Here is a 14813-nt window from a genome sequence, read left to right as displayed (position 1 = left end):
TAACGGGGTCGCATGATAGCCGGTCTCCGTCAAGAGACGTTTTATAACGGAGTTTAGTGACAATGACGGCAAAGTCAGGCTATTTAACGGGTCTGTGTTTCAGCGAAAGACCATGTTTCGCAGACGGGAAATGAGCGGGAGACCGGATGAATTCGCTGTATTTGCGCCTTTGGGCTATGCTGACCGGCTGGGGTGCTGTCGGGCTGATTTACAGCCTGACCAGCAGTCAGGATCAGGCATCGGCCATCATGCTGCAACCGTCAGCGATTGATCTGTGGTTTGATTTCGACCCGAATGCTATCTGGCTATACTTGTCATTTTTCCCGCTGGTGGCGCTGGCATATCTGTTTTGCCCGCAAACACGGCTGATCTGGCTGGCGAGATCCATGCAGCTTTCTGCCTTAGGCGCAGGGATCATTTTCACTTTCTGGCCGACAACAATGCAGTTTCCGCCGGTTACACAGGATACATTCAGCGCCTCGGTTCTGAAATTACTGATCCAATATGATTCATTGCAGAACTGCCTGCCATCCCTGCATGTGACGCTCACAATACTGGCAGTCTGCGCGCTTTGGCAAAGAACGCATATTCTGCGCAGTACCGTTATAGCGCTGTGGGGCGCAGCGATTACAGTGTCTATTCTGCAATTACATCGCCACCAATTCGTAGACCTGCTCGGCGGCGCGGCTCTGGCTATCTGCACAGGCCTGCTCACGCAGCGGGTGCTGAATATCAGAGCGGAAATGGCTGTGAGGCGCGCCACATGATCGCTATTACCTTTCCGATTTTTCTGCTGATTATCCTTGTGCTTAGTGAAATGATTATCCTGAGCAAAACGGGTAAGGAAAAAGTCGACTGGCATGATGTGGTGTTCAACCTGAATTCCGGCCATCTGATGCTCTGGCTGTTTCGTGGTCTGGAACTTGCCTGTTATGGTTTTATCGTTGCGAATTTCAGCCTGAATATTGTGTCGGACTGGCCGCCGGTCTGGCTGTGGCTGTTTGCTATTCTGATGTGGGATTTCTGCTTTTACTGGCTGCATCGTCTGCATCATAAATTCGCGCTGCTCTGGGCCGTGCATGTGGTGCATCATCAGGGAGAGCATTTCAATCTGTCGCTGGCCGTGCGCAATTCATGGTATTCCTCCCTCGCCTCCATTCCTTTCTTTATTCCCATGGCACTGCTGGGCGTTCCGCTATCCGTCTTCATCACGGTTTCGGTGCTGCATTATGCCATTCAGTTGATGAACCATAGCGCTCTCACACCAAGGCTTGGTTTTCTGGAGTATATTCTGGTCACACCGGCGCATCACCGCATCCATCATGTGGATGACAGAGCCTATTCAGACTCGAATTATGCAGGAAGTTTTGTGTTCTGGGACAGGCTGTTCGGCACCTATCGTCCGGATCTGCCCGAAACAGATTTCGCCTATGGCGTAAAAGGTAACAAGTCTTCTCAGAACCCGTTTATTGCCAGCAATGAGCCTTTCCGCCAATATTTGCAGGCACGCAGAGAGAAAAAACAACAGAAAGCGCCGGATTTTGTCAGCTCCGGTTTTATTATCCTAAGCGGTGCCGTCATCCTGTTTGCGCTCGTGACCGGCTATATCTGGCTCTATGGCTATCAGCTCAGCCAATCTGTCACAGAACAGGCTTTGTTGTTTATTTTCCTCGCAACCGGCTCTATTGCTTTAGGCGGTATCAGCGAGGGCAGACAATGGGCAGTTCTAGGCTGGTTTGCGATTACATGGCTGATGCTGCTCAGTTTTGCCCTGTATTTTCAATGGCACGGCCTGTTCTGGATGACTTTTATGGCTGCCTTAGCCGCACACAGTACCGCAGTGTTATTCGGCTGGGGGCGCATTGCCGTAATCCACAGCGCTGACACCCTGAAATAATCTCTGCAACTTATCCGGTAAAACATCCGTCTTAGTCGCATTGACTCTCCGGCGAAGAAGCCGTATCGAAAGATGATTAATCGTTTAATCAAGATCGTCTTATGTCCGATTCCCTGCAACCAAAACAAACGGTCAATCTTAGCGATGTCGCTAAGGCTCTTGGCGTGTCAGTTGCAACGGTGTCCAATGCCTTGTCCGGCAAAGGACGCGTATCGGCCAGTCTTATCTCCCGTATTAAAACCAAAGCTGCCCAGATGGGTTATGTCCCGAGCCATACAGGGCGGGCTTTACGCACAGGACGCAACAGCGTTCTGGGTCTGGTATTGCCGGATATTGCCAATCCGCTGTTTCCGCAGATTGCACAGGCGATTGAAGCAGCGGCTGCGGCTGCCGGTTATGGTATTCTGATTGCGGACTCGCGCGGCGATGTCAGCCTGCAGACTGAGGCAATTAATCGTCTGATTGAATATGGTGTTGATGGTCTGGTGATCGTACCGCGCCTTGGCACCCGCATTGCGGATCTGGATATTCCTGTCGCGGTGATCGACAGCCCTTCAACACCAGGCAATACGGTTGCGGCGGATCACTGGCAGGGCGGCGAGCTGGTCGGCCAGCATCTGCTATCCGGCGGACACCGTAAAGTGCTGCTGATCGGTAAAAATCCGGCCTCTATCGTGCAGAATGACCGCTTAGGCGGTATTCGTGCAGGATTAGGCAAACAAACAGAAATTGATGTTCTGTGGATCGAACATCACGAGGCTGAATTCGGCAAAGGTGCCCATCTCGGCCTGAATGAGAAAATTGCATCCGGTACAACGGCCATTGCTGCCGTGTCTGATGTGCATGCCCTGCGCGCGATGACCGAGCTTTATCACAGCGGGTACCGCGTGCCGGATGATGTCAGTGTTATTGGTTTTGATGACCTGTTCTGGGCGTCAGGCATTACGCCTGCACTTTCCACCGTGCGCATGGATTTGCCGCGCATCGGTGAGATTGCCATTGCCTCACTGGTGCAAGCTATTGAGAGCAAAAGTGAAAATCGCAAAGGACCGGTGCCGACCTTCGGCACATCCCGTGTGCCGATGACACTGATTGCCCGCCAAACATGCCGTTCTATTCTGTTCGATCACTCATCAGAGCATTTCCAGTATCAATGAAAACATCAGAAATGCTCTGTCTCTTTGTTCTTATCGCATTATCCGGACGAAAAACCGGTTCCCACTTTTTCTGGAAATGCTCCAACTCCGCAAAAGGACTTTAAAAGTGCTGAAGAAACTCATCGCCGCATCCACCATGGCGCTTCTGACCACAGCGTCTTATGCCGCTGACAAGACCCTGACCATCTCGGTTTACGCTTTTGCGCAGGATGACTTCAAAGAAATCCTCTACAAGCCGTTTGAAGAAAAATGCGGCTGCAAACTGGTTGTTGAAACCGGCAACAGCGTAGAGCGTCTGGCTAAAATGGAAGCCAACAAAGCCAGCCCAGTTGTGGATATGGCTGTTGTTTCCATGGCGGATGCGCTGCAAGCCTCCCGTGCCGGTCTGATCGACAAGATCGACACAGCCAAGTTGTCCAACTTTGACAAGCTCTACGACATTGCCAAAGACCCGAACAAAGACGGCATGAGCGTTGGCTACACCTTCTACGCGACATCCATCGTCTACCGCACCGACAAGATGAAAATCGAATCCTGGGCAGATCTGCTGAAGCCTGAATATGCACCGCATATTGCTTTCCCGAATGTGACCACCAATCAGGGCCCGACAGCGCTGTACATGCTGGAAAAATCCCTCGGCCATAATGAAGCTGATCTGAAAAACGCCATTGCTGCGGTTGGTGAAAAATCCGACGATATCGTGACTTTCTACGTCAAATCCTCGCAGCTCGTGCAGCTGATGCAGCAGGAAGAAATCTGGGCAGCGCCAATCGGCCGCTTCTCCTGGGCGCCTTTCACCAAGCTTGACCTGCCGCTCGGCTGGGCAACACCGAAAGAAGGCCAGACCGGCGGCATGAATGTGATGGTCGTTGCCAAGGATTCCAAGAACCGCGATCTGGCTCTGGAATTCATGGATTTCTGGCTCTCCACTGAAATTCAGACCAAAATTGCTGAAAAGCTGGTCGACAGCCCTGCCAATAAAGAAGTCAAGGTTTCTGACGAAATTGCCGGTAACCTCACCATTGGCGAAGAAACCGCTAAAAGCCTTCAGCTCATTCCGTCCGATGTCGTTCTCGATAACCGTGACACATGGCTGAAAGAATGGAACGCCAAAATCGGCCAGTAATCCGGCCCAAATAACAGCAGCTGCCCGTAACATTTTCAGTTCACGGGCAGCTTTCTTTTTTGATCTATGCCCCCATTCCCGGCTAGAGCGCCGGGCGCCCTCTCGGGCGCACAAAGGTCGCTCTAACACATTATATTTACACCATAATTCCTTAAATTGTTTCAAATTTAAGGAATTATGGTGTAGGCCACCTGTCTTATAGGAAAGCTTATGTTCAACAACCGCACCGAAGCCATGTGGCTGGCCTTGCCGGCAGCGCTTTTCGCGGCACTTGTCTTCCTCGTCCCTGTCATTCTTCTGCTGTCTGAAGGTTTCAGATCGACAGAAGGATGGACAATTGCCCCATGGATTGATTTCTTCTCCGAGCCGATGAACCGTACTGTGTTCTGGCGCACCTTGCGGCTGGGGCTGGAAGTCACCGTTGTCGCCGCGATTATCGGCTATGCCACCGCATGGGCGATTGTCGGCCTGCCTGCCAATTCCAAAGGCCGGATGATCGGTCTGATCATGCTGCCGATGATGATCTCACCGGTTGCCCGTACCTATGCGTGGATCGTTATTCTCGGCCGCACCGGTATTATCAATCAGGCCTTGCAGGCTGTGGGCTTAAGCGATGCACCGTTGCGTATTCTGTTCACCGAAACCGCGATTTTCATCGGTCTGTTGCAGCTGTTTTTGCCGCTGATGGTAATCTCACTGATCAGTGCGCTGGAAAACCTGCCCAAAGATGTGGTGCCTGCAGCCCGCGTGCTCGGTGCCAGCTGGTTTACCGTTTTCTGGAAAATCATTCTGCCGCTGACCAAAGAAGGTCTGGTTGTTGGCGGCACACTGGTCTTCACCGGTTCGCTCACCGCCTATATCACGCCGGCCATTCTTGGTGGCTCCAAGGTTCTGATGCTGGAAACACTACTCTATCAGCACGTAACCGTATCCAATAATTTTGCTGCGGCCAGCGTTATCGCACTCATTCTCGTCGTGATGAGCTTTGCCGCTAATATTCTTCTGAAGCGTATTGCGACAGTGAAGGGCAAAAAATGAACTCGAATTTGCTTTCACGGCTGATTAATCCGGCCAATCTGGTTCTCTGGCTCGTCATTGTCTTTCTGATCGGCCCGTTCCTCATCATCGTTGCCGCCTCTTTCTCGGCCGGTGACACACTGGCATTCCCGCCGCAGGGCTTCTCGCTGAAATGGGTCTATAAGGTCTTTACCATCGAGAGTTTCCAGCAGAGCTTCGTCACCTCCATGGTTCTGGCGGTCGGCGGCACTCTGGTGGCTTTGGCACTCGGTGTACCGGCAGCCTATGCGATGGCACGCTATGACATGCCGTTTTCTGAAACCGTGCGCACAATCGTATCCTCGCCGATCATCGTGCCGGGCATCATCGTCGGCTTAGCACTGCTGCGTTATTTCGTGGTGCCGGTTGGTATGTCCATCACGCTGGCGCTGTTTCTGGCGCATACGGCGCTGGTGCTGCCTTACGCAGTGCGCGTGGTGTCTGCCAGTCTCAACAATCTGCGCTCCGATATGGAAGAAGCGGCTGTGCTGCTCGGTTGCTCGCGCGCCGGTGCGTTCTTCCGCGTGGTAATGCCGAATATCCGCGGCGGTATTCTTTCCGCTTTTATTCTCGGTTTTGTCACCAGCTTCAATCAGGTGCCGGTGTCGCTGTTCCTCTCCGGCCCCGGTGTGCGCACCCTGCCAATTGATATGCTGGGCTATATGGAAATCGTTTTTGACCCTTCCATCGCCGCCCTCTCCTCTCTGCTTGCTTTTCTGTCCATGGGCATTGTCCTTCTCGCAGAACGTTTCCTAGGATTCTCCCGCTATGTCTGATCATGCCTTTCTTACTCTCGACCAGCTGACACTGCGTTATGGCAACACCACGGCCGTGGATAAGCTCAATCTCACAATCAATAAAGGTGAGTTGCTGGCGCTGCTCGGCCCTTCGGGCTGCGGCAAAACCACCACCATGCGTGCGATTGCAGGCCTGATGGATGTGGCAGGCGGCACCATCCGTCTGGACGACAAAGACATTACCCGTGTTGCCGCCAATAAGCGTGAAATCGGGCTGGTGTTTCAGTCCTATGCGCTGTTCCCGCACCTCACCGTATTTGACAATGTTGCCTTCGGCCTCAAGCTTAAAGGCATCAAGGGTGATGAACTGCGCCAGAAGGTTGAAAGCGGCCTGAAGTCCGTTGGTCTGGCCAAATTCGCTGACCGTAAGCCGCCGGAATTGTCCGGTGGTCAGCAGCAGCGTGTTGCCCTTGCCCGCTCGATGGTGATGGAACCGAAAGTGCTGCTGCTCGATGAGCCGCTGTCCAATCTGGATGCGCGTCTGCGTCTCGACATGCGCACCGAATTGCAGCGCGTGCAGCAGGAAACCGGCGTGACCATGATCTTCGTGACTCACGATCAGGCAGAAGCTCTGGCGCTCGCTGACCGTATCGTGGTGATGCGTGCCGGTGCTATTGAACAGATCGGCACACCGGAAGAAATCTATAATCATCCGGCATCGCGCTTTGTGGCTGACTTTGTCGGCTTCGAGAATGTCTATGCAATTCGCGACGGCAAACTCTATTCCGAAACTGCTGAAGTGCCGCTCAATGCGCCACTGCCGAAAGCTGCCGGTCTGGCGTTCCGCCCGAAGATCGTCACGCTTGGTACCGGCCCGCTCAAAGGTATTGTGCGCGGCGCGGCATTTGCGGGTAATACCCGTGAATATGTGCTGGAAACACCATTCGGCTCAGTCAAAGCCGATGTTGATGCCGCTCTGCCTGCCTATGCACTGGGCGATGAGGTTGCCTTTGATCTGCCACTTGATCAGGCGGCAATTCTGGAACGGGAGTAAATTGCAGCATGGGTGTCTGGATTGATACGGATATGGGCTTTGATGATATCGCCGCCATTCTGGTGGTGAAACATCTGGGTCTTGAAATCGACGGTGTGTCTCTCATTTTCGGAAATACGGAGCTTGGTCAGGTCTGCCGCAATGCGGCAGGCGCAACACAGGTTTTCGGCTGGGATTTTCCGATCTATCGCGGGCGGCACAAACCGGTTCTGGCGGAGATTGAAACTGCCGCCGGAATTCTCGGCGAAACCGGCATTCCGACACTCGGCCTGAACTTACCTGTCTGTGAAGATAATACACAGGGCTGTGCCTTCACCGCCCTGTGCAACTGGCTGGAAAATACCTGCGGCACCAAGCGCGTTCTTGCACTTGGGCCCCTCACCAATATTGCCGCACTGGCACTGGCACGCCCTGATCTGGCAACACGGATTGACGAGCTGGTCTGGATGGGCGGCGGCGTTGGTAAAGGCAATCACACGGCCTCAGCCGAGTTTAACGCTCTGGCCGATCCGGAAGCACTGGCGATTGTGCTTACCCATGAGCTGCCGCTGAAAATGGTGGAGCTTGATTTCTGCCGTAAAATTCTCGCCACGCCGGATGATGTGCATCCGATCCGCGCAGCCGGTGGTGCCAATGCCGCTTTAATCGCCGATATGACCGGCGGCTTTATCAATATTGCGATCTCGCGCGGCCGCACAGCCATGGCGCTCTATGATCCGGCGGCAGCCGTGGCTTTTGCGCAGTCACATCTGGTGCGTTTTGACAGGGCGTTCATTGGTGCGGAACTTTGCGGCTCGCTGACACGCGGCCGCACCGTGGTGGAAACACGCTCCAGCCATGCCACATTCAACGCCGCCTATGCAGCTGACGGCGATGCGGAAGCCATTCTCGGCATTATTCTCGATGCCCTCAGAACAGAGGCAGCCAAATCATGACACATGCAGAACCCTTTGATCTGAGTTCTCCTGAACTTCGCCTTAGAGCAGCAGCAGCGGCTCGTGGTGCAGAAGCTTTTGACAGCCTGATTATCAACGGCACCGTCATTGATATGGTGACCGGCGAACATCGCCGTGCCGATATCGGCATCACCGGCGCTCTGATTGCCTCCGTTCATGCACCGGACAGCCGCAAAGATGCGGCCAAAATCATTGATGCCAAAGGCGGTTATATCACGCCCGGTCTGATCGATACGCATATGCATATTGAAAGCTCGATGATCACCCCTGCCACCTATGCCAATGCTGTGGTGCCGCGTGGTGTAACAACCATTGTCTGGGACCCGCATGAATTCGGCAATGTACATGGCGTAGCCGGTGTTGACTGGGCAATTGCTGCGACCCGTGATCTGCCGCTGCGCACGATTATGCTGGCACCTTCCTGTGTGCCGTCCGCACCGGGGCTGGAACTGGCCGGTGCAGATTTTGACGCTGATGTGCTGAACAATCTGCTGGCGCGGCCTGAAATCGGCGGTATTGCCGAGGTCATGACCATGCGCAATGTCATTGACGGCGAACCGCGCATGAGTGCCATTGTCCATGCGGGGCTGGCAGCGGGCAAGCCGGTTTGCGGCCATGCACGCAGCCTTACCGGCTCTGATCTCGCGGCCTTTATGGCAGCGGGTGTGACCTCCGATCATGAACTGGTTTCCGGCCAAGACCTGATGGAAAAACTGCGTGCCGGTCTCACCATTGAGATGCGTGGCTCCCATGACCATCTGTTGCCGGAATTTGTGCAGGAACTGAACCGCCTCGGCCATCTGCCGCAGACTGTTACCCTCTGCACGGACGATGTGTTCCCCGACGATCTGCTCAATGCCGGTGGTCTGGATGATGTGGTACGCCGATTGGTACGCTATGGCATGAAACCGGAATGGGCTTTGCAGGCGGCAACGCTCAACGCAGCACGTCGCTTTGGCCGTGATGATCTGGGGCTGATTGCAGCAGGTCGCCGTGCGGATATTGTGATCTTCGACAACCTGTCTGACTTCACCGCACAAACCGTGCTGACCAATGGTACCGTAGCTGCTGAAAATGGCATTCTCGCACAAAAGCTCACCAACACCAGCGCCGGTGATTTCCTGCAATCCATGAAGATCGGTGCTTTAAGCGCCGATGATTTCCGCATTCGCAGCGATGCCAAGCGTGTTGTTGTGGCAACTATTGATCGCCCGCGCTTTACCCAATGGGGACAAGCGGAAACGGTCGTCACCAATGGTTTTGTTGTGCCGCCGCAAGGTGCAACCATGATTGCCGTTGCCCATCGCCATGGCCGCGCAGCAGCGAAACCGCGCGTTGGCTTTCTGCGTGAATGGGGCAGCTGGCGCGGTGCTTTCGCCACTACAGTTTCCCATGACAGCCATAATCTCACAGTCTTTGGCGGCAATGAAGAAGATATGGCACTCGCAGCCAATGCCGTGATTACGGCCGGTGGCGGTATGGCTGTTGCGCTGAACGGCAAAGTCACCGCCCTGCTGCCGCTGCCTGTCTCCGGTCTCGTGTCTGAGGCATCGCTGGCCAATGTCGCCGCGCAATTTGCAGCTTTGCGCACAGCGATGGATGATGTGGTTGACTGGCAGCCACCTTATCTCATTTTCAAAGCCTGTTTTGGTGCAACACTAGCCTGCAATGCCGGCCCGCACCAGACTGATCAGGGCATTGCCGATGTTAAAACCGGACAAGTGCTGGCCTCCCCTATCTTGCTAGAGCGTGTCGCGTTTAATCTCACTCATGGCGCTCGCCCTAGTTTTTCTTAATTGTCGCATGTTCGCGAACGCTAAATGAGTCCATTTAGCTGCGACATGCTTTAGTGACAGAGTAATACCTATGACTGACCCTATCCTCGACGATATTGCTTTTCTGACCGAGCTGCGCCGCGATCTGCATGCGCATCCTGAACTCGGTTTTGAAGAAGAGCGCACCTCGGATATTGTTGCCAAACTTCTGGAAGAGGCAGGTATCACTATTCATCGCGGTCTTGGCGGCACAGGCGTGGTCGGTACTTTGCAGATCGGTAACGGTACCCGTACCATTGGTCTACGCGCCGATATGGATGCGCTGGCCATGCCGGAAATGGCAGATCGTCCTTATAAATCAAAATTCGCCGGTAAAATGCATGCCTGCGGCCATGATGGTCACACCACACTTTTGCTGGGTGCAGCCCGCGCTCTGGCCAAAAGCCGTAACTTCTCCGGCACGGTGCATTTCATCTTCCAGCCTGCAGAAGAAGGGCGCGGTGGCGCCAAGCGCATGGTGGAAGAAGGTCTGTTCAACCTGTTTCCGTGCGATGCGGTCTATGGCCTGCATAATATGCCGGGTCTTGATCCTGATGAAATCGCTGTGGTTGAAGGCCCCCAGCTTGCCTCTTCTGACAGCTGGCGTGTGACGTTCCGCGGCACCGGCACCCATGGTGCCAAGCCGCATCTCGGCAAAGATCCGGTCACGGCAGCCGCAACTTTCATCGCTTCATTACAGACGATTATTGGTCGCGTGATTGACCCGCTGCAACCGGCTGTCGTCAGCGCTTGTTCATTGCAGGCCGGTGATCCGAAGGCGCTTAATGTTATTCCGGATATTGTGGAAATCGGCGGCACGGCCCGTGCTTATACCCCGCATGTTCGTGACCAGCTTGAGCAGGAAATCGGCCGCCTCGCACAGGGTACTGCGATGATGTATGGCATTATTGCCGAATATGACTTCATTCGCCGCATCCCGCCGGTCGTCAACAATGCCGATGCCACAGCCCGCGCATTACGTGCAGCACAGGATGTGTTTGGCAGCAAAGTGCGCACCAGCTTCCCGCCTTCCACTGCGGGCGATGATTTCGCCTTCTTCGCCGGTGAAGCTCCGGGTTGCTATGTCTGGCTCGGCAACGGTCCTGCTGTAGACGGTGCCCTGCACCACAATACCGCCTATGACTTCAATGACGACGCTATTGAACATGGCGTGCGCTTCTGGACGCGCCTTGTGGAGCAGGAATTGTCGGGAGACCATGATGCAACCGCATGAATTCTGGCAAAAACTCTATGCGCCTGAAACATTTGATGTGCAGGGCATGCATGAAACCTTCTTTCCGGCAACGCTGGATGACGGCCGGCAGCTGCAACTGCCAATCCGCCCGCTCTCGGATAAACAGCACGCGCTGGCATCGCTGATCGTCAATCAGGCTGCTTTTGATGTGGTTGATGCTTTGTCTGATGATCTGGCCGCTAAACTCAAGGTTTTTGAGCCGGATGTGATTGTCGGCCTGCCGACACTGGGTCTGACCCTTGCCAGTGAAGTGGCACGTAAACTCGGCCACAGCCGCTATGTGCCTTTGGGCACCTCGCGCAAATTCTGGTATGAGGAAGAACTGTCGGTACCGCTGTCTTCCATCACCACACCGGATCAGATCAAGCGGCTCTATATCGACCCGCGTATGCTACCACTGCTCGACGGCCGCCGCATTGCTCTGGTGGATGATGTGATTTCCAGCGGTACGTCGATTGTGGCTGCGCTCAATCTGCTGAACTCCCGTGCGCTTAAGCCGGTTGTTATCGGTGCGGCTATGCTGCAAACCCAGCGCTGGCGTGCCCCGCTTGAGCAACTCGGCACTGAATTTGCAGAGATGACACGCGGCTGCTTCACCACACCGATGCTGAAGCATGGCGAAAACGGCAGTTGGACAATCGCCGCCTGACAAGGCCGTTTACAGGTCAGATGCATTCACAGGCTCAGTCAGCAACAACATAGCCGGACTGTAAGTTTCAGGATCAAGACGCCTGGTCAGGATTGCTGCAATAGCAATGCTGACCATGTGCCATTTCCAGCCAGCAGCAAAACTTCCGGTCTGCTCATGCAGCACGGAAACAATCAAAGGCGGCAGAGCTGCCAGCAAAAAGCCTCCGCCCTGCATGACTGCGGAAAGCGCTCCGGCCTGTAACGGGTCAGGAATATGCTCCAGAGCCACCACCAGCAGCAGTGAAAAACAGCCTCCCAGTCCCGCACCGACAAGCGCAACATAAAGAAACGGAGCGCTTGCTGGTGCAAAAGCAAAACCGGCAAATCCTGTAAACTGCATCGCCAGCGCCAGCCACAGCCATGGTCTGCGATCCCTGCTGTTGCCCTGCGCCAAAGCAGGCATAATCAGCGCGGAAACAGCCTGACACAGTGCCATGACGGCAAGCAGACTACCGCTCGCCGTAACACTCCACCCCGCTTCCTGATAATAAGGCGCAAGCCAGGCTATGACGGATGAATAACCGCCATTCACCAGCCCGAATGCAATCATCAGCAACCATGTCCGCGGACGGGAGAATAATTTTGTCAGGCTTTTACCGGCCTGAACTGTGGTTGAAGCGGGGAGTACCGCCCAGACCAGAACAGTTGCAAGAAGTCCCAAAATTGCAAAATAACCGAAGCCTGCCTGCCATGTTCCGGTCAGCTGCACAATAACAGGTGACAATTGCGCACCAAGCGCGCCGCCTGCCAGTAGCATAGCGGAATAAAGCCCCATAATATTGGCAAAACACTCAGGAAAACGCTGCTTGATAATTGCAGGAAAGAGAGCCTGCACCGCCGCAACGCCAAGGCCGATAATTGCTGCGGTCATCAGTAATGCAGGCCCTGTGGTTACAGTCAGCCGCATCAAAGTACCGACAGTGATACAGGTCAGTGCCGCAAGAAGAATGCCGCGCATCTCACCCGTGCGTAACAATGCGGGGCCGGCAAATGCCACGCAACCCATCAGCGCCATAGGTATCAGTGTCAGCAGCGCCATACCGTGATGGCTCAGTCCGGTTGCGTGACTGATATCTTCTGCGAGAGGGCCGATAGCCGCAATAAAGGGCCGGAGATTAAGCGCCACAACAATAACAGCCATCAGGAAAATATAATTTCTGCCCTCCTTCATATTCATCTTTCTCCTGATCGTTTTGCCTGCAGGCATAGTGAAGCAGGCAGCTACGCACCCCGCTCATAGCGCCCTGAAAAACTGCCTGCTTTACCGGAATCTTGTCTTATATGTCAGCTGATACGCGCGTAATGTTCAAAGCCGACGCTCTTCAGAGGAATTGCTTCATGCTGATAGCCGACCGGACGGATCGGGCTTTTGAGTTCACGGGACAAAAGTTTGCGCTCACGACGCTTCTCCGGATGCACAATCGGCACCGCATCCAGCAAGCGCCGCGTATAAGGATGTGCAGGTGAACTCAAGACAGCATCACGCGGGCCGATCTCGATAATCTCCCCCAGATACATGACCGCGATGCGATCGCTGACTTTTTCAACCACCGCCATATCATGGGAAATGAAAAGGATGGAAATGGCATATTCCTCCTGAATTTCCTCCAGCAAGTCCAGAATTTGCGCCTGAATGGACACATCCAGAGCGGAAACCGGCTCATCGGCGATAATGACTTTCGGGTTCAGAGCCAGTGCGCGGGCAATGCAGATACGCTGCCGCTGACCACCGGAAAACTGATGCGGGTAGCGGTCAGCCTGTGCTTTTGTCAGCCCCACCCTGTCCAGCAATTGCAAAACCCGTGCCTGTATTTCAGCGGCAGTTCCCATACCATGAATATGCAACGGTTCCGCAACAATCTGCGCAACTGTCATACGCGGGTTCAAAGATGCATATGGATCCTGAAAAACCATCTGGATACGCTTGCGTGTTTCGCGCATATCCGAGGCATTCATGTCTCCCAGTTTACGTCCCTGCAGCCAGATTTCACCGCTATTGGCCTGTATCAGTTGCATGATTGCTTTGCCGGTCGTGGATTTGCCGCAACCGCTTTCGCCAACCAGTGACAAGGTTTCTTTTTCCCGCAATTCGAAGGAGACATTCTCCACTGCATGAACATTGGCAACAACGCGCTGAAACATGCCCTGACGCACCGAAAACCGTGTCACGAGGTTGCGCACACTCAGTACAGCATCCGATGTATTCTCAACGGCAATGGCATCATTACCGCGCATTTCGCCAAGTTTAGGCGCGGCATCCAGCAAACGGCGGGTATATTCATGCTGCGGATTGTTGAAAACAGCGTGAACCTCCCCCCTTTCAACAATTGCTCCGTTCAGCATCACCACAACCTTGTCGGCGATCTCGGCCACGATACCCATATCATGGGTAATCAGCAGAATGGCCATGCCGGTTTCCTGCTGAATAGTTTTTAGCAGAGCCAGAATTTCCGCCTGCACAGTCACATCCAGTGCAGTCGTCGGCTCATCAGCAATCAGCAAATCCGGCTTGCACAAAATGGCCATGGCAATCATCACACGCTGGCGCATACCGCCTGACAGCTCATGGGGATATTGTTTCAACCGTCGCTCTGCTTCCGGAATGCGCACCTGATTAAGCGCCTCCAATGCAAGACGCGCCGCTTCAGCCTTGCTCACCTGCCGGTGCTTGATAACAACCTCAGCCAGTTGCGCCTCAATCGTCAGAACCGGATTGAGCGAAGTCATCGGCTCCTGAAAGATCATGGCAATCCGATCACCACGCAGCGCCTGCACCTGCTTTTCATCCATCGCGTAGAGATCAACGCTCTGCCCCGCTTTGTCATAGAGCAATGCCTGCCCGCCGGTGATTGTGCCGCCCATAAATCCGACCAGCCGCATCACCGACTTGGCCGTTACCGATTTGCCGGAGCCGGACTCACCGACCAGCGCCACGATCTCCCCGCGCCCGATGGCAAGGTCTATGCCTTTCACTGCAAAAGTTGCGGCATCCATGCCCTTAAACTTTACAGCGAGGTCAGAAATTTCGAGCAATTTTTCGGTCATCATAATCTCCGGCAAACAGGCTTTTA

Annotated in this window: 13 protein-coding genes; 11 read left to right on the top strand and 2 right to left on the bottom strand. The window is 54.3% G+C overall.

The window, feature by feature from the left end:
* Positions 1-146 precede the first annotated feature (146 nt).
* The 11 genes from LDL70_RS02120 to LDL70_RS02070 all read left to right on the top strand — a co-directional run bounded on the left by LDL70_RS02120 (position 147) and on the right by LDL70_RS02070 (position 11701).
* Complete coding sequence (locus tag LDL70_RS02120) at positions 147-767, top strand: phosphatase PAP2 family protein (RefSeq protein ID WP_225686531.1); 621 nt, start codon at positions 147-149, stop codon at positions 765-767.
* Positions 764-1897, top strand: a complete 1134-nt coding sequence (locus tag LDL70_RS02115; protein ID WP_225686529.1) for a sterol desaturase family protein — start codon at positions 764-766, stop codon at positions 1895-1897. The genes LDL70_RS02120 and LDL70_RS02115 overlap by 4 nt, the downstream gene beginning before the upstream one ends.
* Positions 1898-1998: 101 nt before the next feature.
* Positions 1999-3054 carry a LacI family DNA-binding transcriptional regulator gene (locus LDL70_RS02110; protein WP_225686527.1) on the top strand — a complete coding sequence of 352 codons (1056 nt, stop codon included), beginning with the start codon at positions 1999-2001 and terminating at the stop codon, positions 3052-3054.
* 109 nt (positions 3055-3163) lie between these two features.
* Complete coding sequence (locus LDL70_RS02105; RefSeq protein WP_225688319.1) at positions 3164-4180, top strand: PotD/PotF family extracellular solute-binding protein; 1017 nt, start codon at positions 3164-3166, stop codon at positions 4178-4180.
* A 210-nt stretch (positions 4181-4390) separates the two neighbouring features.
* Positions 4391-5218, top strand: a complete 828-nt coding sequence (locus LDL70_RS02100; RefSeq protein WP_022709509.1) for an ABC transporter permease — start codon at positions 4391-4393, stop codon at positions 5216-5218.
* Complete coding sequence (locus LDL70_RS02095; RefSeq protein ID WP_225686525.1) at positions 5215-6012, top strand: ABC transporter permease; 798 nt, start codon at positions 5215-5217, stop codon at positions 6010-6012. The genes LDL70_RS02100 and LDL70_RS02095 overlap by 4 nt, the downstream gene beginning before the upstream one ends.
* Positions 6005-7027, top strand: a complete 1023-nt coding sequence (locus LDL70_RS02090; RefSeq protein WP_225686524.1) for an ABC transporter ATP-binding protein — start codon at positions 6005-6007, stop codon at positions 7025-7027. The genes LDL70_RS02095 and LDL70_RS02090 overlap by 8 nt, the downstream gene beginning before the upstream one ends.
* Positions 7028-7035: 8 nt before the next feature.
* Positions 7036-7962, top strand: coding sequence for a nucleoside hydrolase (locus LDL70_RS02085; RefSeq protein ID WP_225686515.1), 927 nt, complete (start codon positions 7036-7038; stop codon positions 7960-7962).
* On the top strand, positions 7959-9779 hold the full coding sequence (locus tag LDL70_RS02080; RefSeq protein WP_225686508.1) for an adenine deaminase: 1821 nt from the start codon (positions 7959-7961) through the stop codon (positions 9777-9779). Before LDL70_RS02085 ends, LDL70_RS02080 begins: the two co-directional genes overlap by 4 nt.
* A gap of 70 nt (positions 9780-9849) precedes the next feature.
* On the top strand, positions 9850-11031 hold the full coding sequence (locus LDL70_RS02075; RefSeq protein ID WP_225686506.1) for a M20 aminoacylase family protein: 1182 nt from the start codon (positions 9850-9852) through the stop codon (positions 11029-11031).
* On the top strand, positions 11018-11701 hold the full coding sequence (locus LDL70_RS02070) for a phosphoribosyltransferase (protein ID WP_225688317.1): 684 nt from the start codon (positions 11018-11020) through the stop codon (positions 11699-11701). Before LDL70_RS02075 ends, LDL70_RS02070 begins: the two co-directional genes overlap by 14 nt.
* Before the next feature lie 9 nt (positions 11702-11710).
* Here the strand turns inward: LDL70_RS02070 and LDL70_RS02065 are convergent, their stop codons facing one another.
* Both LDL70_RS02065 and LDL70_RS02060 read right to left on the bottom strand, forming a co-directional pair.
* Positions 11711-12919 carry a cyanate transporter gene (locus LDL70_RS02065; protein ID WP_225686504.1) on the bottom strand — a complete coding sequence of 403 codons (1209 nt, stop codon included), beginning with the start codon at positions 12917-12919 and terminating at the stop codon, positions 11711-11713.
* A 107-nt stretch (positions 12920-13026) separates the two neighbouring features.
* Entirely contained in the window at positions 13027-14790 is a 1764-nt protein-coding gene (locus LDL70_RS02060; protein ID WP_225686494.1) for an ABC transporter ATP-binding protein, read from the bottom strand.
* Positions 14791-14813: the final 23 nt, after the last annotated feature.

The organism is Pseudochrobactrum sp. XF203 (assembly GCF_020341615.1).
GTDB classification, from domain to species: Bacteria; Pseudomonadota; Alphaproteobacteria; order Rhizobiales; family Rhizobiaceae; genus Pseudochrobactrum; species Pseudochrobactrum saccharolyticum.
Note: the sequence above shows the minus strand (reverse complement) of the source record. Positions and strands in the feature narration are given on the sequence as shown.